This window comes from Salinicola sp. V024, from assembly GCF_052645315.1.
Genome location: NZ_JBQXYB010000002.1, coordinates 481601 through 500386, shown reverse-complemented (window position 1 = coordinate 500386; position 18786 = coordinate 481601). Strand labels below are relative to the sequence as shown.

Genomic DNA, 18786 nt, shown 5'->3' with positions numbered 1-18786 from the left:
CCCGCTCACGTTCAATCCAGCGCCGTCTCCAGCCGGTGACGCTGCCATTCGCTCTGGGGATCGTTCAGCCGCAGCGTGGCTTCGAGCACGCCCTCCTCGACATTGGTGCGCAGCTCGAATCCCAGTCCGGCCAGCAGACGCCGCATCGGCAGATTGTCGCTCAGGATCGTCCCCACCATCGCCAGGGTCCCTACCTGTCGGCTGTAGTCGATCATCTTCTGCATCAGGCGGCGCCCGAGGCCAGCGCCATGAAGATCGTCCCTGACGATGATCGAGAACTCGGTGCGTATGTTGTCGGGATCGTTCCAGACCCGCACGACGCCAAGCATCTCCTCGCCGGCCGGCGCATTGTCGGCCGCCTTGGTACCCGGGGCCTCTGTTTGGTCGACCGCTTCACGACGCCGCACCGCGATGAACGCCATCTGGCGGTCGTAATTGATCTGGCTCAGCTGGGCCAGATCCCGGGTCGACAGCACCGCCTTGTGGTGGAAGTAGCGGTAACGAATGCTCTGCTCGGACAGGAAGGTATGAAAACGGGTAATCAGCGGCGCGTCCTCACCTCGAATCGGACGAATTTCGACGTCCATTCCCGCCAGCATCACCGTTTCTCTTAGCTGTTCCGGGTACGGCATGATCGCCTGTATCGATGCCGCCCCCAGATCCAGCGCGAAATCGACCGCCAGCAGGCCCTCGTGATTGAGCAACAGCGGATTGATCTCGAGCCCTTTGAGACGCGGCAGATCGGAGGCCATCTGAGACAGTTTGACCAGCAGGCGGGAGACCCAGGTGATCGCTTCCTGGGGATCGTCGCTGTGCTCGCGAATCAACCGGCCTGCCCGCGTACGGTCGATGAGCTCTTCCGCCAGCCGCATGTTGAGCGGCGGCAGCGCCGTCTGGCGATCCGCCATGACATCGATCTTGTATCCCCCGGTGCCGAAGACGATGACCGGGCCGAACTCTGCATCTCGCGTGATGCCGGCGCACAACTGCAGCGAACCCTTGCCGCGCTGCATGGTCTGGAGACAGTAGCTGTAGATGGGGCTATCCGGCAGCGCTTCGCTGACACGCGCCTCCAGACGGACGACGGCATCCACCACGCTGCCGGGCTGCTCCAGATCCTGAATCAGCGAGGCAGCCTGCCGACGCGATTCCCCGCCATAGCGAAACGGCTCGCAGTTGTCACGATGGACGACCTTGACCGCCCACGGCCCCTGCAGCCGTTCGGTGGCCCGCTCCGCCTGCTCCAGATCGAACACGTACTCGCTGGGGGCACACTCGATACCATAAGCCCCCAGAACGTCGCCAGTTTCCTGGTGGGTCAACAGATCCCGCTGGCGTGCCAGGGCATCGTCGATGAGCGCGTGACAGCGCTGGCGCATCTCGGCGCTGGAGTCGAATGGCAGCGATGGCGGGGTTTCCTGCAACAGGTTCTGTACCTGGCGATAGCGCACCAGGTGCAGGAAGGCTCTGACGGCCTTCTCCGGTGACACGTAGCTGGGAATGCCGGCGCGGTTGCAGGCCGCACGGGCATCCAGCGCCTCCTTCAACCCCATCCAGCTCACCAGCAGGCGATGCCGGAAGCGTTGGCGCGCCTCGACCAGCGCATTGGCGGTCGCCAGGGACGGCGCCAGTCGTGTCGGCGCGTGCAGGACCAGCACCGCGTCGACATTAGGATCGCGCGTCACGATCTCCAGCGCACTCAGATAGTCTTCCGGCGTGGCGCTGCCGCCCAGATCGACCGGATTGCGCCCCGGGCGGCTGACGTCCAGCTTCTGCGTGATCAGTGCCTGGGCGGATGCCTCGCTGAGTTCGGCCAGCAGACCGCCGCCGTCGATCAGCTTGTCGATCGCCAGCAGCGCCGGACCGACGCCATTGGAGACGATCGCCAGACGGTCGCCCTTCGGCGGCTTGAACCGCGACAGCGTTTCCAGCGCATCGAACAGTTCGTCGGAATCGTCGACGCGCACGACCCCGGCACGGGCCAGCGCGGCATCGACGATGGCGTCACGTCGGTCGATCCCGGCCGTCGCCGGGACCGGGCTCAGTGTTGCCTCGGCAGTGCGCCCGCTCTTGATCGCCAGCACCAGCCGGTTGCGTGAGGACTCGCGCAGTGCCGTCATGAAGTGGCGCGCGTTGCGGACGTCTTCCAGATGCAGCAGCAGAGCTCGGCAACGTCCGGATTGATTGAGGTAGTCGATGACATCCGGCAGTTGAACGTCGAGGCTGTCGCCCAGCGTCACCAGATGTGAAAAGCCGACTTCGCGCCCGGCGGCCCAATCGATCATCGCATTGCCCAGCATGCCCGACTGACCCAGATAGGCGACGGTGCCATCGCTGATCGGCTGACTGGCATAGGTCGCATTGAGCTTCACGGACGGAACGGCGACACCCAGACACTCAGGGCCGAGTACGCGCATGCCGGAACGCAGCGTCGCTCTCTGCAGGCGTCGGCGCAGTGCCGCGCCGGCTTTCGAATCGGGGTCGAGCGACACCCCGCCCGAGACGATCAGCGCCGCGCGGACCTGCCTGTCACCCAATCGCTCCAGCACCTCGGGCACGCTTTCCAGCGGTGAACAGACCACGGCCAGATCCGGCGTCTCGGGGAGATCGGCGATGCGTCGAAAGCAGGTCACGCCATGCACCTCCTTGTAGCCCCGCGGATTGACCACCCACAGCGGGCCGGGAAATCCCGCCTGGAGCAAATTCTGCAGCACCATCCCCCCGATGGATTCGGGTTTGGGGGAGGCTCCGACCACTACCAGCGAGCGGGGAGCAAAGAATCGGCGCAAGAACTGCGTGGCCACGGTGGACCTCTCGACATCGGCTATGAGGGTTTCAACCCTACACGGTCAGACCGTTGAGGTTCAGCTCATAGACCAAAGTCGACACGTGACGGTGTGACGCAGCCGCTGCTCTGGCTCAGAATGAAGCCACCTCGAACCGGCCGGCGAGTCTCAATGATCACTTCGTATCTCACGCATCCCGATATCGCGCTGCATGACATGGGCTCTCATCATCCGGAGTCGCCAATGCGGCTCGAGGCCATCCGCGCCAAGCTGATGCTGAGCGGCCTGCTCCAGCAGACCATGCAGTCCGAGCCCGGCCCGGCAACGCGGCTCCAGCTAGAACGCGTACATGCGCCAGACTACCTCAGTGCGCTGGACGCACAGCGACCGCAAAGCGGCCTCCATCAGCTCGATAGCGACACGCGGATGGGCCCGCATTCGCTGGACGCCGCGGCGCTGGGCGCCGGCGCTGCCGTGCGAGGCGTCGATCTGGTCTGCGGCAATCGCGCCGACAATGTCTTCTGTGCCGTGCGCCCCCCCGGCCATCACGCCGAACGGTCGCTGGCGATGGGTTTCTGCTTCTACAACAATGTCGCGGTGGCGGCGGCCCACGCTCGTGCCGTTCACGGCATCGAGCGTATCGCCATCCTCGATTTCGATGTCCATCAGGGCAACGGCACGCTGGACATCTTTCACGACGATCCGGCGATCCTGATCTGCAGCAGCTATCAGGAAGCCTTCTACCCCTGGCGCTATCTGACGGGAGACTGGCCCAACATCGTCAATACGCCGTTGGCGGCCGGCACCGGTAGCCTCGGTTTCAGAAACGCGGTCGAACGCGAATGGCTACCGGCGCTGGAACGACATCGCCCTCAGCTGGTGCTGCTCTCCAGCGGCTTCGATGCCCATCGTGACGATCCGCTGGGGCAATTGGCACTCGATCACGAGGATTTCTACTGGGTCACCACACTGGCCATGGATATCGCGCGAAGACATGCCGGCGGCAGGCTGGTCTCGGTGCTGGAAGGCGGTTATCACTTGAAGACCTTGCCTGTGAGCGTCGAAGCCCACCTGACCGCGCTGCTGGGGCAACCGTATTCGCCCTGACACGCCGTCAGGTCGGTTTCGGCGCAGAGCCCGAGCGACTGGCTGTGATATTCTTCGCCCTCATGCCGTCAACGACTTTTCACGCTCCTGACAGAGAGTTTCATGGCCGCCAGTAACGATCAGGATGCCGCGCTGCGTATTGCCGCCGGTCGCAAAGCCTTCGTCGAACCCCTGCGTCTGGGTGAGCGGCTCAAGGAGATACGGCTTTCGAATCAGTGGACGCTGGGCGATGTCAGCACCCGTACCGGCCTGGCGCGTTCGACGCTGTCCAAGATCGAAAACAATCAGATTTCGCCGACCTTCACCGCCGTCCAGAAACTGATTGCCGGGTTGGGCATCGATCTGCCCCAACTGCTCAAGCCCACCAAGCCCAAGCGCCAATCCAGCGGACGTCGCGATCTCACGCCCCGCGGTGATGGCAAGCAGCATCCCACGCCGACCTATGAACACGAGCTGCTGTCGTACCAGCTGGCGCAGAAGCGGATGATCCCGTTCAAGACGATCGTGCGCGCGCGTCGTTTCGACGAGTTTCAGGAGTGGGTTCGCCATGATGGCGAGGAATTTCTGATGATTCTCGAGGGAGAGATTCTGATCTATTCCGAATTCTACGAGCCGCTGGCGATGACCGCCGGAGATTCGCTCTATTTCGACAGCGACATGGGCCATGCCCTGGTCTCCACCAGCGATGCCGATGCCGTGGTGCTCTCGGTCTGCACTCCCGGCGACGGCGACTAGCGATTCATCGGCTATCCTCACGATTCGTCGACTATTCCCATATCACGCGATAGCCTCGAACGCTCGGCATCGACGCGGGTATCGAACCTTTCACCTCCGAGACCACAGGAGCCCGTCATGCATCACCTCGATGAACAGACCCGTACCGAACTCGAAGCCGCCGCCTTCCGGCGCCTGCTTCGCCATCTGGATGACAACAAGGACGTCCAGAACATCGACCTGATGATCCTGGCCGATTTCTGTCGCAACTGTCTCTCCAAGTGGCTGGTCACTGCGGCCGAGACGCGCGGTACCGAACTGGATTACGAAACGGCGCGCGAGTATGTCTACGGCATGCCCTACTCCGAATGGAAGGCGCACTATCAGGCGCCGGCCAGCGACGAGCAGCTCGCCGCACTGGAAGCCCGTCAAGCGCGCAAGGCGGCAACTGAAGACGGCAAGGGGGAATCATGAGCGAATCGGCCATGATCCCGCTGTCGATCGCGGTGCTGACGATCTCGGACACGCGTGACGAAAGCAGTGACCGTTCCGGCCAGACACTCGTCGAACGCCTGGAAGGCGCCGGCCATCGTCTGGTCGAGAAGCGCATCGTGCCGGACGATATCTACCAGATCCGCGCGGTGGTGGCGGCCTGGATCGCCGATGCTGGCGTGCAGGTGGTACTGACCACCGGCGGCACCGGTTTCACCGGCCGCGATTCCACCCCGGAAGCGGTTGCGCCGTTGCTCGACAAGCACATCGAGGGCTTTGGCGAACTCTTTCGCCAGCTCTCGTTCGAGGAGATCGGCAGCTCCACCATCCAGAGCCGCTGTCTGGGCGGGCTTGCCAACGCCACCGTGATCTTCTGCCTGCCGGGTTCGACCGGCGCCTGCCGCACCGGCTGGGATCGTATCCTCGAAGAGCAGCTGGATAGCCGGCACCGGCCGTGCAACTTCGCCAACCTGGTCATCCCCGAGCGAGGCACGCAACTTCATGGCTGAGCGATCCACGACCGGACAATCGAGCGCCAAAGGACCCACGGATGGACTCCAGAGCGTCGAGCAGGCGCTGGAAGCGCTGCTCCATGGCGTCGAGCGTCTCGAAGGCGAAATCATCGACTGTTTCGATGCCGATGATCGCGTGCTGGCGGAAGACGTGCTGGCCACCATCGACGTGCCGCCGGCCGACAACAGCGCCATGGATGGCTACGCGCTGGCCAGCGAAGACAGCGGCCGGCATCTGCCGATCTCCCAACGCATTCCTGCCGGCCACCCCGCGCAGCCGCTCGCCCCCGGCACCTGTGCCCGCATTTTCACGGGTAGCGAAATTCCGCCCGGCGCTGACTGCGTGGCGATTCAGGAGAACGTCGAGCTGGACGGCGACGTGGCGATGATTCCGGCTACCCAGCCCGGCCAGAACGTGCGTCTACGAGGGCTCGACGTCAGCGCCGGCGCTCCGCTTCTCGCGGCAGGCACTCGCCTCGGCGCCGCGGCGTTGGGATTGCTGGCGGGGCAAGGGTTGTCGACGGTGAATGTGGTTCGACGCCCGAAAGTGGCGCTGCTGCTGACCGGGGACGAGATCGTCGAGCCGGGGCAGGCGCTGGCCCGCGGCCAGATCTACAACAGCAATGGCCCGATGCTGGCCACGCTGATCCGCCACTTCGGCGGTGATCTGGTCAGCCAGGTCAAGGTGGCGGACGATTTCGACACCACGCTGGCGCGACTGCGGGAAGCCGCGGCCCAGGCCGATATCATCGTGACCACGGGCGGCGTCAGCGTCGGCGAGGAGGATCACGTCAAACCGGCTCTCGAGCAGCTCGGCGAACTCTCGCTGTGGCGTCTGGCGATGCGCCCGGGCAAGCCGCTGGCGCTGGGAACGATCGGCAAGGCGCGGCTAGTGGGCCTGCCCGGCAATCCGGTATCGAGTTACGTCGGCGCCTGGCTCTATCTCCGGCCGCTGCTTGGGCGGCTCCAGGGCTGTCGTGACAGGGAGTCGCTTCCGGTGGTTAGCGCCGAAGCGCAGTTCGAAGCCCGTACCCAGGGGCGCCGCCATTACATGCGCGCCAATCTCGAATTCTACGGCGAACGTATCGTCGCAAGCGTCTATCCCGAACAGAGCTCGGCGGTACTGACATCCTGCGCCGCTACCAATGCGTTCGCGGTGATTCCGGCCGATAGCCATATCCGCCCCGGCGACCGCGTCGACTGTCTATGGCTCCGGTGACGGAGCCTGGATGACGAGAGCCAGATGACGATGCCTGCGGACCGCAGGCGGTGTCGGTATCCCGTCATTCGCTGAAGCGGTGCTGCATCTCCGGCCATAGCGTGACGAAGGCGGCTTCGAGATTGGCGTACTCGTCACGCAACCAGGGCGTTAGCGCCGCGAGCTGATTGGGGCCACGCAGGCGCTGACCGATACCGGCGATGGCGCGGCAGGTGAAGTCGAAGTCCGCGTAGCGCTGCAACCAGTCACCCTCGATCATCACCGGCACCATCCCGGCCAAACGCGCGGGTGCCTCGCGCTCGCCCAGTACCCGGTAGCAGCGTTCGACCAGCGTTGCATCCGGGTGACGACTAGCCAGGAAGTGATCCCACACCAGATCCAGCGCGATACCGGTATAACGCCGCTGCGCTCTCGGCGCCATCTGCAACAACTGCAGAACTTCGGCGTGATGATCGATGCCGGCATCGACCCGGCGGTGGTGGCGGATGCCGGCAGCCACTGCCGTCGGCCAGGATTCGAGATGCGCACCTTTGACACCATCGGCGATCAGATTGCCGTAGAGAAAGTCATCGCTGCCGTGGCGGGAGAGCCAAGCGTGGGCGAGAAAATTCATGTCCGAAATTCCAGGAAGATCATGAACTAGAGACAGTTGGTCGGCTTGGGCAGACCGGCCAACCGGGCGCCGACCTTGGCCGGGCTTTCGGGGAAGAGTTGCATCAGATAGATCGAACTGCCCTTCTCCGCGCCCAGCGACTGCTTCACCGCCTTGACCAGCGGGCGCATGGCTGGTGCCGCCTCGAAGCGCTGGTAAAAATCACGCAATACCTCGATCACTTCCCAGTGAGCGGGGGTCAGCTCACGACCGTCTTCCGCCGCCAATGCCTCGGCGACGTGAGGCGACCAATCATCCAGCGATACCAGATAGCCTTCCGGATCCAGTGCGACGGGCTGGCCTTCCACCATCAACGTTCTTGCCTTTGTCTTTGCCATCAGAACCAGCTCACGCAGCGTTCATGGGTTTCCGTCAAGGCCAGGAACCCTTTCATATCCACCACGGTAATCTCCGGGCTCACTCGCCCCGCCAGGCCGCGAGATACCAGATCTTCCTCGAGTACCGAAATCCGCCCCCCGAAGGCCTCGAGCACGCCGCTGGAAGCTGGCAGCGCTGCATAGCAGGCATCTTCGATCAAGAGTAGCTGATCATTCACGCCGAAAGCCTCGCCCAGGTCTCGATAGACGGCCGTCGACTGCGGAGATCGGTTAAGCAGATGCAGCAGCATGGGATGCGTTCCGGACTCAGAAAATCAGTGTATGGGGTTGGACCTGCATCAGTTCGGCCACCGCTTCGGCGCCCAAGGGCTTCACCGGCAACATCAACTCGTCTACCGACAGGCCGCGTTCCGAGAGCGCCGCTGCGCTGACCCATAGCGACTCGATATCGTACATCTCCAACATCGCCAGCTGTGGATGGGTGCCCTTCTGGCCCAGCGCGCCGCTCTGCTGACCTTCCAGCAGCGCATAGACGCCATCGCCCTGGAACAGCAGACCCACACGCTGGCCGAACGCCGCCGCGACCAGCGCCACGTCGATCCCTTCGCGTAGCCAATGGCTGCCGTGGGGCGGATGACGCAGCACGATCAGTACGTCCTGCGGCTCGATGTCGGAAACGTGAACACTCGTCATGGGGCAAACGTGATCAGTCGATCGTTGTTGAGCATGGCATCGACCAGTTGGCCAATGCCGGTCAGTTCGAACGGAGCTTCGACATTATGCGAGGCCAGACCATGACGGTTGGCTTCGTCGGCACTCAACAGGCCACGCCGCAGACCGGCTGCAATGCAGACCAGCAGCTGGGTACCATAATCCTGGTGCAGCCGCTGCCAGCCCTCGGCCAAATGGACTTCGTCCTGCGGCGGCGACATCAACGCCGAGGCATTGTGCACACCGTCGTGGTAGAAAAACACGCTTGCCAGCCGATGCCCGCTCGTGACGACGGTATCCGCAAAACGCAACGCCGATAGCGCCGCCTGGTGGCTATAGGGCGCGCCATGGACCAGCAACGCGTAATTCAGCATGACACCGCGGCTCCCGTTCATCCGATCGGTCATAGAGGGTCGAACCGATGACATGGTATCAAACGACGGAGCCCCACCGTAGTGGGGCCCCGAGATAGCCGATGTCACACCATGATCGCTAGTCGCGAGACATGACGCCCAGAATCGACAGCAGGCTGAGGAACAGATTGTAGATCGACACGTAGAGCGTGACGGTCGCCAGAATATAGTTCGTCTCACCCGCGCGATTCACGATCTCGCTGGTCTGGTACAGGATCGCCGCTGACGAGAACAGCACGAAACCGGCTGATACCGCCAGAGCCAGGCCGGGGATATTGAAGACCATTGCCGCGACCATGGCCAGTACCAGCACGATGGCGCCTGCCATCATGAAGTTGCCCAGGAAGCTGAAGTCCTTGCGCGTGATCAGCGCAACGGCCGACAGCCCCAGGAACGTCGCGGCCGTCATGCCTAGCGCCGTCATCACCAGCTGCGCCCCGTTGGGAATCGACAGGTAGAGGTCAATGATTGGCCCCAGTGTGAAACCCATGAACCCGGTGAAGGCAAAGATCGCTGCGATGCCCGCGCCGGAATTGGCGGTCTTGTGAACTAGGAACATCAGGCCGTAAGCCCCGATGAAGAATACGAGAATGTTGAGCTGCGTGACACCCATCGCCATGGCGGCGCCGGCGGTCACGGCAGAGAATAGCAGCGTCATGGCCAGCAACATGTAGGTGTTACGCAACACCTTATTGGTGCTGACCGCGCTCGATCGACGATCTGTGATGTCGTGCGACGTTCGAAAATCCATTGTAGTCCCCTCAGTTCTGTTGAAACTCACCCATGGACCACAATGCCCTTGCAAAGTTCCCCTGACAAGCGTTATGCGACCGGCTCGAGGCGAAATAAGTTGTTGAAAGCTAAAGAACCTGTTGACGTATTCGGATCAGCTGGTAGTATTCCACGCCGTAAGCCGGAGGGATGGCAGAGCGGTTGAATGCACCGGTCTTGAAAACCGGCGTAGGTTAATAGCCTACCCAGGGTTCGAATCCCTGTCCCTCCGCCACCGCACACGATAAGGCCCTGTTTTTACAGGGCCTTTTTTGTTTCTTACCTTTCTTCCCGCCATCTCATGGCAAAGGCTATCTGCCCTTTCTCTGCACGTTCGTGTTTTGCTCTAGAGCCTGGTACATCTGGCCATTGGTCCGCATGTCCTTGGCGAACTCGGCTTTCATCACCTCAACGGTGAGGCCACCGTTTCCGTCGTCCTTAGCAGTAACGCGCGAGTCGGTACTGTTATAGATGGTCACCGGAACGGATACATCGCCCCCGTTCCCTTCGTCGTTGGCTGCTCGCCCGCTTGTTCCAGACGACATCATGCGGTTGCTGTTCATAGCTTCAAGCATTGGTCGGTGCTGCCTAGTGGCAGCAGCATTAACAACGAATTCACCATTAGACAGTGCGGCCGGTATGGAGTCGCTGCGAGAAGTGCCTGGACCGCTGACATATCCTCCGTTTGCGAATCCGAACAAGCCAACAGCTTGGCTTGCGACACCGGCGAGCGCGCCCATGCCTGCTGCCACAGCTCCGCCAAATGTGGATATGGATGTTGCAGCAGCGGCTGGCGCCCATGAAGATGCAGTGAAAGCGGCTTGAATTGCGCTCTGAGCTGCCATTTGCGCCATTGTATTTATCGCTGTCCGCCCGATACTCTCGAAGACGTTGCTAGCAGCGCTTCCAAGGTTGTCAAAATCAAACACCATGCCCTCAATGGCATTACCGAAGCCCGACGTAAAGCTCTCTGCTGCCTGCTTGTTCAAATTGTCGAAGTCGCTAAAGGCAGTTCGCGCAGACTCAAGCCAGGTATCCCACTCGCTTCCCTCCCGAGCTCCCCCTTTGGCATTCGAGCCAAAGCCGTAGACGCTCTGGAAGCCTTCAGACGTGGTGCCCAGCTTGCGGCGTAACACGGCAGCCTGTGCCATTGCCGCGTTGTACTGCCCTAGCGTTATCGAGCCATTCTTGAGGGCTCGCCAGTAGGACTGTTCTTGCGCGGTGATCGTCTTGACGTTATCGCCGTATTCGCGCTGCGAGGCCAGTAGCGGGTTGTACTGTTCCAGAAGCTGACGATATGCATTGACCGTCTTATTCAGCGCCTTGGCGGCCTCCGTGGTCGCCTGTGTGCTGTTCGTCGTGGTTCGCGTAACGGTATCGGTGGCATCGCTTAGCACCTTCGCCTGCGTGCTTGCCTGCTCAAGCGCATTAGCTTGATTGCGTAGCTCTCCAGACTGGAAAGCCGCCGCCACGACATAATCATTCATGGCCTTAACCGAAATACCGATAGGCTCGATCAGCCCAGCCTCAATGCTCTCGCCCCACGCAAGGAACTCTTTGCCAGCTGGCCCCAGCGCGCCGCCTATATTTTTAAGCAGGTTGGCAAAGGTTTGGTCTAGCCCGTTAAGCGCCTTCTGCAACGGAATCAGGCCAGCGTTAATGACATCAGCCGCGCCGCCTACGATGCCTTGGAAGGCTTGTACGGCGGTAGCCTTCATGTCGATCCACGAGGCTTGCGCGCGAAGGTTGGCGGCGCCTATGGCATTCATGGCGCTGGTGTAGTCGCTATGGATCTGCTGGACCCAATCGATGAACTCGTCGCCTTGCTTGTTGATGTCGCCGATGGCATCGAACAGCCAGTCGAACGCGCCGTTGTTGATCGCGCCAATCAGGCCCTCAACAGCCTGCTGCGCTTGGCCGATAGCGCCAGCAAATGCGTCAGTAGCGCCACGGTCGCCCACAGCCAGCCACATCCGAAAAGTGGCATCTTCAAGGTTCGACATCTGGCCGTTGAGCGTTGCCATCTGATCGCCCATGGCACCAGCAAACGTCGTGTTACCGATGTTCTCTAGGTAGCCGGTGATAGCTTTTGAATTCTTGGCGACAGTCGTCGTAACACCTTGAAAGGTAAAGGCGATTTGATTGGCGCTTTGACTGCCGGTTATCCCGAACTCCTTTAACCGGTCCAGCTCACCAGTCGTGGCGTCAGCGACGGCGTCAACGTACTGGATGAGGTCTTTGCCCATCGCCGATGCAGTATTGCCGAACGACCGCAACGCCGCCTCTGTAGGATCAAGGCCAAGCGACTTCATGCGGATGAACGCGTTTACGCTCTGGTCTAGCCCATAGGGCGTTTCTTTGGCAAAGTTGAGTAACTGCGCCCATGCGGCACTAGCGGCTTCTGCCGACCCTGTGACGGTCTTCAATGACGCCTGGAGCTGCTGAGATCCGGCAATTGCTGAATAAGCGTCACGACCTAGCTGTGCAAGGCCAATGGTCGCGATGCCAGCCGCGACACCACGGGCAATGGTATCAAGCACGCTTAATTGCCGATTGGCCTGTTGAATAGCGCCCTCGACGTTGCGAAAGCCCCGCTGCATCTGATTGGTTGCGGTGGCTGCGGTTGCGCCCGACTTCTTCGTACTGCGCCCAAAAGAACCGACTTCACGTTCTGCACGTTGCGCCGATTCGGTGAAGTCATCCATACGGCTTTCGGCGCGATTAAGCGACGTAGTATCCGCCGTGATGTTATACGCTAATGATCCTAGATCCATGGTTTATTACTCGATAATTAATATGTGTTCCCACCTTCTATTCTACCAAAACAAGAAAGCCCGGCACTTGGCCGGGCTCTCTCTTTAGTGCTTGCTTATTTGCGTGGCACGTCGCTCAGCTGGTCGACTAAACCGCGCCTTAATCCCGCGTCAGTGACTCTAGAACGGGCCGCCACACGCTCGGATAGATCGCGATCCATGGAAATACGGAAGTTAATCCGGTCGCGGATCCATGACTTAGAAGCGACTGACAATTCCGCCTCCAAACCTGTCATCTTCATCTCTAGTTGATCAAGTTCATCAACCAACGCAGTAATAGCCTCGACGCGCTCCGGCAATGCGTCATAAACATCGGCCCGCTTACGCTCGACAAGTGCGTTATGCAGCATCCGACCGACACGATCAAAGTTCGCCTGCTCGAATTCGAGTTGCTTCCTACGAGACAGCTCTTCAGTAAACGTGTCGGCCTTTACGCCGTGCATTAGCTCAGCGTTAACCGATTCGCGGTAGGCGTTGAATTCTTTGTAAAGGGCGTCAAGCTCTTGCGCGGTTAAAGCACCGCTGTCTACGGCTCGGGTTACCTTGTTCAGCATATCCATATCGGCCTCCTCAGATGTCCGGCGCTTGGTAATCGTCGCCAGCACTGGCGTTTGTCGCTTCGTGCCGATCGCTCGCCAGCTCGTCAACGTCGGGGGCTTCATACAGGGTGCCTGAATTATAGGCACCCTGCCCGATGATCTTCTGTTCGGCCTCGTCGAGTTGGCGACGAAGGCGATTGATCTCGCTCAACTGCTCGGCTTTACTTTGAGATGCATTGGCATGTAGAAACTGCCCGGATGGGCCATTAACGATGAAATCAGACATTGTGTGTTCCCTTTTGATTTGGTTGGCTATGGAGCTTTGGAAGTGTGCGATTGCCGCCGCCCCACAACAACTATTCTACCATTTTCAGAATCACCGAATTTTGCCTTCCAGCGTTGTAACGCGGGACTCAAGTTGGCTAACTCGGTCATTGCGAGCATAAGTAGATCGCATGTCAGAGCGCATCTCGGTGATTATCTGGCCTTGTGTTTCAAGAAGGCTATTCACCACGGCAATCTGGCTATTGAGATTGACCAGCGTTATTCCAGCCCATGCCAGAAGTGCTACGAACAGAATTTGAATACCGCTAGAAATGCGAGTCGCCATATTTTCAAATACCTCGGACATGGCACACCGTCCGCCGTTGTAGACTAATCATGAATGTTCCCTTGCGTGATATGTTAAGATTGGTTGTGTGTTCCTGTTTTGTCTTTCATGGTTGGTCATATTGCCGCTCCTTCATCGGGGCGGCTTTTTTTTATCCACGGAATCGACCTCTGAGAATAATGCAGCTCTGAGACTTACTTTTACCCGCCGCATTTACCACTGCACCCGCCACCGAGTTAGCCATATCGTCATGCCCGCCTGGGCCGTGATCGATTGAATCCTTTCCGCTGCGGCTAACGCGCCTCTCTAGCCCAACAAGCTCCTTAAGTAATTGGTCAGACTCAGGCAATTCAACGCGCCCGGAATTCATTAGCGGCAGCAGATCCCTATAAAGGTCGCTACGTGGACGGTCTGAAAGCTCGTATTGGACGCCGTGCTTACGGAAAAGCTCCCGGGGAAACTCCCCCGCATAGCGATCCCCGGTAACGCTGCTACAGCCGTACGACTTAGCCAGCTCGGCATAGTCGGCAATGACAGCTTCGGGGCTAAAAGGAGGCTTGCGACTGCGGATTGCATCGACCACGACAGTCTCGTCCTCCAGGTGCGCCACACAGGCTGTGAAGGCGTCAGAGGAGCCGCCAGAAGGGTCAACAAAGCACGTGTAGCGCACGCCGCGTACAGGCGGCAGTTCGACCCTGTTAGGCACCGTGCATCCCTCGACCACCTCGCGGGTGATATAGCCTTCGACATCGACCCTGAACTGGCCCAAATACTCCGCCTTCGCGGATGCTTCGTCACGAGCCATTGCCCTATCAATGACAGACTGAGGCAGGGACGGATTAAGGGTCCGGCTAGCTGCCTGAACAACAAGGATAGGATCGTCGTTCTTGCCGTAATGGCGGCGGTAGGACTCCCAGAGTTCGCCGCGTCGGCTATAGGGACTGCTGATCGCGATTAGCTTCCCACCGAGCGTGGCGAGTGCTGGGCGCAATGCGGCGATGATCTCTTTGTCAGGGTTAGCGGAGTCTTCGCTGCGGAGGAACGCGATCTCATCAATTATTACGCAGGCAGCCGTTTTGCCTCGTGTCGTCCTGAATGACGCCGTGCCGATCTCGATGGTGGTGCGGTTTGATAGCTCGATTGATTCGCGATCTTCGCGAACTATCAATGATTCCATCATCGGGTTGCCGTGGAGCATCCCCGACACATAACGCATGATGCTTTTGGCTTGCCCACGATCTGGAGCCACGACGATTACATGCGCCACCTCACCGGGAGAGAGCTTGCCGCTGTAGTCTTGAAACACGCTTTCATAGATCGCCAGCAAGGCCGTAGCCTGCGACTTCCCGCCTCGCCTACCTGCTGCTATCCACAGCTCATCATGAGCGGCCTTGGGTGCCTCTGTACGCCCCGTTAGCTCGGACCAATGCGTCAGCTCGTCATCGTTCAGGCTCAAGCCGTAGAATCCAGCCAGCAGGGCTCTCCAAGCGTCGAACGAGGCACCACCGAACTGATTGCCGAATAGCGCCGGGTCAGTCATGGCATCGCGGATGGTGATCATGAGCGAGCCTTGATGTAATCAGTCAGGCTCACGTCCCTAGCCTTGCGCTCCAGACCGAGCGCCTTCAGCAGACCGATCAGGCTGTTCGTGGCTTGTGTGAGTCGCCCCATGTCAACGTCCTCGCCGCGTGACAATGCAGCCTCATGGCGCTCAATCACGGCTTCGATGTAAATGGCTCGCTTAGCCAAGCTGCGGCGTTGGTAGCTCAGGGCATCCACGCCACCCAGGTCGTCGGTTAGGGCTGCGTATCGCTGGTGTACGGCTCGGGCGAGAATCGTTCTGCCGTCGAGTTTTTCTAACCAATCGCTGGAGTAGCTGACGGGGAATTCTGGTTGTTTGGGCATAAATGGTGCCTATCTGTGCGGTATATGCTTGCTATTTTACCATGCACGTGATAGGCACTTAGTGTGTCGGAGAAGCTCTCCGCCGCGTTCCCTTATTAATCAATTAGATAGAGACACCCTTCCCGCCATCCCGACGCCAACGGTGAAATTCGAATGACTTGTTAACCTTCAATCGTGGCGAGGTTGACAGATTCGAGAGGGTAGTACGGCTTGGGGCTGGGTTGTTAACTGCTGGCATTTAGACGGGTAACAGGCTGGTCGTGGTGTGGTGTGGTGTGACTGGTGTGGTGCACCACTACACCACTGAGGAATAAACACCGGCCGCACACTAAGTAGGGCTGCCAAGCCCGTGTTATGGGCCTTCTTTGGATGGTTAGCTTGCTACTGGTGTACTGGTGTACTGGTGTATTCACACCACAAACTAAATCACACCACTGGAGCCCGCGCGGTTGAGCGGTTCGCCGGGTTTGGTGGTGCATTGGTGTATTCACACCAGTACACCGCTGGAAGCCCCGTGGCACTAGGGCTGGACTGGTGTGGTTTTTCCCTATAAGAGATAGTGGTTTTCACACCACTCCACTTATAGGAGCGCCAGAAGGCGCGCTCATATCTTTATCCGTATATAGGGTCGAGCATTAGGCGCGGATGAGCCTGGGCATATCTAGTGCTTTGCCCCGGCGAAAGGCACAAGACGGCGGGAAACGACGGAATTTAGGTTAGTGACCACTTACAGCGGGAGAGGCACCATTCCTAGGATGTCGCAATTATGAAAATCAGAAAATTCTAATGTCGCAAATATGTAAACGGGCTGTAGACCGCATGGTTACTGGGCTGCGTATTTTACACACAGGCAATTCACAGAAAAGGATCACATCTATGCGTAAGAGTCAAGAAATCGATGGTGTATAATCTTATCTAAGGGTGAACAGCCAGACATGAAAAAGCCCCGCGACGGGTGCAACCGTCAACGGGGCCATCGGCCGAAGCCTGAATACTTTCAACTTAACGCTCATAGCAGAGCGGCGGAATGGTCCCTCCAGACCTATGCCGCACACCTATGATAGCACTTTCAACGTGCTCTGCAAGGTGTCCTCTGACTATGTGCGCCCTAAATAGGACGTACACGATGGAAAACCAGAAATTCCTCTCAGTGAAACAGGTGGCTACTCGCTACGGCGTAAGCGTGCCTACAGTCTGGAATTGGGCTAGAGACGGTAGGATTCCAGCCCCTATCAAGATCAGTACCTGCTGCACCCGCTGGCGGCTCGGGGATTTGGAAGCCTCGGAGGCTGCCCGATGATTACAGATCAGACCAACTACGCGGCCTTGATGAAGCCCGTTGCTCTGGATCTGCTGGGCGAACCCAAGACCCGGAGCGGGCCAGAATGGCGCTGGGGCAACCACGGCAGCCTTTCTATCGACGTAGAGCGCGGCGTATGGCGTTCTCACGAGGAAAGCGAAGGCGGCGGCGTGCTCGACTTCATCGTCTCGCAAAAGGGCCTTCATGGGTGCAAAGAGGCGCATCAGTGGCTTGTCGATAAAGGCTACGCCCCAAGCGACCAGCAAGCAGCTACACCGGCCCAGAAGTCACAGCCCCGCATCGTCCAGACCTACGACTACGCCGACGAAAACGGCGAGCTACGTTACCAAGTTTGCCGCATGGAACCGAAATCGTTCCGTCAGCGTCGCCCCAACGGTGGTGACTGGAGCTGGTCGGTGAAGGATGTTATTCCGCTCCCCTACCGCCTGCCAGAGCTACTATCTCGCCCAGAGGAAACGGTTTATATCGTCGAAGGCGAGAAGGACGCCGATAACTTGGCAGAGCGTGGCTTGCTGGCAAGCTGTAATAGTGGCGGGTCCAACAACTGGAAGCCAGCGCTTAATCAGTGGTTCAAGGGGCGCAAGGTCATCATTCTGCCAGATAACGACGAGGCTGGCCGTAAACATGCCTCTGCCGTGCGGGATGGGTTGGGCGAGATTGCCGCCTCTGTGCGCGTCGTAGAGCTTCCCGGGTTGCCAGAGAAAGGCGATGTTAGCGATTGGATCGAGGCTGGTAACGATGTTTCTGGCATCGAGCAAGTCGCGACCGACGCCGAGCGCAAGGTATCGGAGTTTCTCGACAAGATCCGCGCAAGCAACCTGCTGGCAAGACGCCCGCCTCCTCAGAAGTTCGTCATCGAGGGTCTGATCCCTGAACCCATCGCGGCTGCTGTCGTTGCTCCTGGCTCAACGGGTAAATCCTTCTGGCTCATGCAGCTAGCAGCCAGCGTTGCTACCGGCACACCGTTTATGGGTCACAAGGTGGACCGTCCCGGCGCTGTCCTTATGTTTGGGGCTGAGGACGACAACGACGAAATTAGCCGCCGCCTACATGCCATTATCGATGAGTCCCCGTGGTGCGGGCATCATCTGGACAAAGAGCTGGTCGGGCAAAACTTCCTTCCTTACAGCGTCGTCGGGGAAGACTGGCGTCTTATTAAGGATGGTGAGCGGGTTCAGGAAAAGATTAGCCGGATTGTCCAGATCGCAAATGCAATCGATAACCTCCGATTGATTATTATCGATCCCGTCAGCCGCTTTCGTTCTGGTGAAGAGAACAGCAACGACGACAACACTCGCTTTGCCGAAGTGCTGGAACAGATCCGCAAAGAGACCGGCGTTACCGTGTTGGTTGCACACCACAGCCGCAAAGGCTCCACGGGCGAAAGCGTGGACGATATGCGCGGCGGTTCCGCATTCTCGGATGCTCTGCGCTTCGTGGCGACCCTCGCCAAGCTAAAGCCGGAAAACGCCAAGAACTACGGAATCGCTAAGGACGATGCGGCCAAGAAAGTCATTTTCCGAGTGGTGAAAAGCAACTACCGAACGGACGTTGACGAGGTATGGCTAGATCGCGGCATTGGTGGCGTGCTGAAGGTCACGGATACGCCAAGCCAGACCAACGCAGCGGACCGCAAGGCTGACGAGCGTTATCAATCGACCGTCGACAAATTGCGCGAGGTTATTCGAGAGGCAGACGCGAATTCCAAGCCATTGACGCGCCGCAAGTTGCGGGACATGGCCGGTGTTAACGGACTATTCAAGATGGGTGAAAGCTCCCTTACTGGTGTCGTGGAGCGAGCCATTCAGGAAGCCGTTATTCATACCAAGCCAGGCGCAAAAGCTGAAACGCTGCACACGTACTAATCAACCAACCAAAGGAAC

The 18786-nt window shown here is 59.4% G+C and carries 20 protein-coding genes and 1 tRNA gene; 8 read left to right on the top strand and 13 right to left on the bottom strand.

The annotated features are described in order from the left end of the window. Positions 1 to 11: 11 nt before the first annotated feature. Positions 12 to 2804: a bifunctional acetate--CoA ligase family protein/GNAT family N-acetyltransferase gene (locus ACUN9V_RS05785; protein WP_445510689.1), complete on the bottom strand. Its 2793-nt coding sequence runs from the start codon at positions 2802 to 2804 to the stop codon at positions 12 to 14. 153 nt (positions 2805 to 2957) lie between these two features. Between ACUN9V_RS05785 and ACUN9V_RS05780 the strand changes: the two genes are divergently transcribed. The 5 genes from ACUN9V_RS05780 to ACUN9V_RS05760 all read left to right on the top strand — a co-directional run bounded on the left by ACUN9V_RS05780 (position 2958) and on the right by ACUN9V_RS05760 (position 6830). Next, positions 2958 to 3893 carry a histone deacetylase family protein gene (locus ACUN9V_RS05780; protein WP_445510688.1) on the top strand — a complete coding sequence of 312 codons (936 nt, stop codon included), beginning with the start codon at positions 2958 to 2960 and terminating at the stop codon, positions 3891 to 3893. A 102-nt stretch (positions 3894 to 3995) separates the two neighbouring features. Next, positions 3996 to 4628, top strand: a complete 633-nt coding sequence (locus ACUN9V_RS05775; protein WP_445510687.1) for a helix-turn-helix domain-containing protein — start codon at positions 3996 to 3998, stop codon at positions 4626 to 4628. Between the two features lie 117 nt (positions 4629 to 4745). Further along, the gene (locus ACUN9V_RS05770; protein WP_439283063.1) at positions 4746 to 5081 is read left to right on the top strand and encodes a DUF1244 domain-containing protein; all 336 of its coding nucleotides are present in this window, start codon (positions 4746 to 4748) and stop codon (positions 5079 to 5081) included. Further along, the gene (gene moaB / locus ACUN9V_RS05765; RefSeq protein ID WP_445510686.1) at positions 5078 to 5608 is read left to right on the top strand and encodes a molybdenum cofactor biosynthesis protein B; all 531 of its coding nucleotides are present in this window, start codon (positions 5078 to 5080) and stop codon (positions 5606 to 5608) included. Before ACUN9V_RS05770 ends, moaB begins: the two co-directional genes overlap by 4 nt. Next, positions 5601 to 6830 carry a molybdopterin molybdotransferase MoeA gene (locus ACUN9V_RS05760; RefSeq protein WP_445510685.1) on the top strand — a complete coding sequence of 410 codons (1230 nt, stop codon included), beginning with the start codon at positions 5601 to 5603 and terminating at the stop codon, positions 6828 to 6830. Before moaB ends, ACUN9V_RS05760 begins: the two co-directional genes overlap by 8 nt. Before the next feature lie 64 nt (positions 6831 to 6894). Here ACUN9V_RS05760 and ACUN9V_RS05755 read toward each other — a convergent pair whose 3' ends face one another. From ACUN9V_RS05755 to ACUN9V_RS05730, 6 genes are all read right to left on the bottom strand, one after another. Further along, a complete protein-coding gene (locus tag ACUN9V_RS05755) occupies positions 6895 to 7443 on the bottom strand; it encodes an acyl carrier protein phosphodiesterase (protein WP_445510684.1) in 549 nt (182 codons plus the stop codon). A gap of 26 nt (positions 7444 to 7469) precedes the next feature. After that, a complete protein-coding gene (locus ACUN9V_RS05750; protein ID WP_445510683.1) occupies positions 7470 to 7820 on the bottom strand; it encodes a TusE/DsrC/DsvC family sulfur relay protein in 351 nt (116 codons plus the stop codon). Then, positions 7820 to 8110: a sulfurtransferase complex subunit TusB gene (gene tusB / locus ACUN9V_RS05745; RefSeq protein ID WP_445510682.1), complete on the bottom strand. Its 291-nt coding sequence runs from the start codon at positions 8108 to 8110 to the stop codon at positions 7820 to 7822. Before tusB ends, ACUN9V_RS05750 begins: the two co-directional genes overlap by 1 nt. A gap of 16 nt (positions 8111 to 8126) precedes the next feature. Further along, the gene (tusC, locus tag ACUN9V_RS05740) at positions 8127 to 8513 is read right to left on the bottom strand and encodes a sulfurtransferase complex subunit TusC (RefSeq protein WP_445510681.1); all 387 of its coding nucleotides are present in this window, start codon (positions 8511 to 8513) and stop codon (positions 8127 to 8129) included. Continuing rightward, positions 8510 to 8902, bottom strand: a complete 393-nt coding sequence (tusD, locus tag ACUN9V_RS05735) for a sulfurtransferase complex subunit TusD (RefSeq protein WP_445510715.1) — start codon at positions 8900 to 8902, stop codon at positions 8510 to 8512. The genes tusC and tusD overlap by 4 nt, the downstream gene beginning before the upstream one ends. A gap of 121 nt (positions 8903 to 9023) precedes the next feature. After that, complete coding sequence (locus ACUN9V_RS05730; protein WP_445510680.1) at positions 9024 to 9695, bottom strand: Bax inhibitor-1/YccA family protein; 672 nt, start codon at positions 9693 to 9695, stop codon at positions 9024 to 9026. Positions 9696 to 9859: 164 nt separating this feature from the next. On the opposite strand from ACUN9V_RS05730, the gene ACUN9V_RS05725 reads away from it, so the two are divergent. Beyond that, positions 9860 to 9950, top strand: a tRNA-Ser gene (locus tag ACUN9V_RS05725). A 76-nt stretch (positions 9951 to 10026) separates the two neighbouring features. On the opposite strand, the gene ACUN9V_RS05720 is transcribed toward ACUN9V_RS05725, so the two are convergent. The 6 genes from ACUN9V_RS05720 to ACUN9V_RS05695 form a co-directional block, all read right to left on the bottom strand. After that, entirely contained in the window at positions 10027 to 12420 is a 2394-nt protein-coding gene (locus ACUN9V_RS05720) for a hypothetical protein (RefSeq protein WP_445510679.1), read from the bottom strand. Between the two features lie 164 nt (positions 12421 to 12584). Beyond that, the gene (locus ACUN9V_RS05715; protein WP_445510678.1) at positions 12585 to 13088 is read right to left on the bottom strand and encodes a hypothetical protein; all 504 of its coding nucleotides are present in this window, start codon (positions 13086 to 13088) and stop codon (positions 12585 to 12587) included. Between the two features lie 10 nt (positions 13089 to 13098). Then, positions 13099 to 13353 carry a hypothetical protein gene (locus tag ACUN9V_RS05710; RefSeq protein ID WP_445510677.1) on the bottom strand — a complete coding sequence of 85 codons (255 nt, stop codon included), beginning with the start codon at positions 13351 to 13353 and terminating at the stop codon, positions 13099 to 13101. Between the two features lie 90 nt (positions 13354 to 13443). Beyond that, complete coding sequence (locus ACUN9V_RS05705) at positions 13444 to 13698, bottom strand: hypothetical protein (RefSeq protein WP_445510676.1); 255 nt, start codon at positions 13696 to 13698, stop codon at positions 13444 to 13446. A gap of 130 nt (positions 13699 to 13828) precedes the next feature. Beyond that, positions 13829 to 15238 carry a hypothetical protein gene (locus ACUN9V_RS05700; protein WP_445510675.1) on the bottom strand — a complete coding sequence of 470 codons (1410 nt, stop codon included), beginning with the start codon at positions 15236 to 15238 and terminating at the stop codon, positions 13829 to 13831. Beyond that, a complete protein-coding gene (locus ACUN9V_RS05695; protein ID WP_445510674.1) occupies positions 15235 to 15582 on the bottom strand; it encodes a hypothetical protein in 348 nt (115 codons plus the stop codon). Before ACUN9V_RS05695 ends, ACUN9V_RS05700 begins: the two co-directional genes overlap by 4 nt. A gap of 1027 nt (positions 15583 to 16609) precedes the next feature. On the opposite strand from ACUN9V_RS05695, the gene ACUN9V_RS05690 reads away from it, so the two are divergent. Together ACUN9V_RS05690 and ACUN9V_RS05685 are read left to right on the top strand one after the other, a co-directional pair. Continuing rightward, positions 16610 to 16882, top strand: coding sequence for a helix-turn-helix transcriptional regulator (locus ACUN9V_RS05690; protein ID WP_445510673.1), 273 nt, complete (start codon positions 16610 to 16612; stop codon positions 16880 to 16882). After that, a complete protein-coding gene (locus tag ACUN9V_RS05685; protein WP_445510672.1) occupies positions 16879 to 18768 on the top strand; it encodes an AAA family ATPase in 1890 nt (629 codons plus the stop codon). The genes ACUN9V_RS05690 and ACUN9V_RS05685 overlap by 4 nt, the downstream gene beginning before the upstream one ends. Positions 18769 to 18786 lie beyond the last annotated feature (18 nt).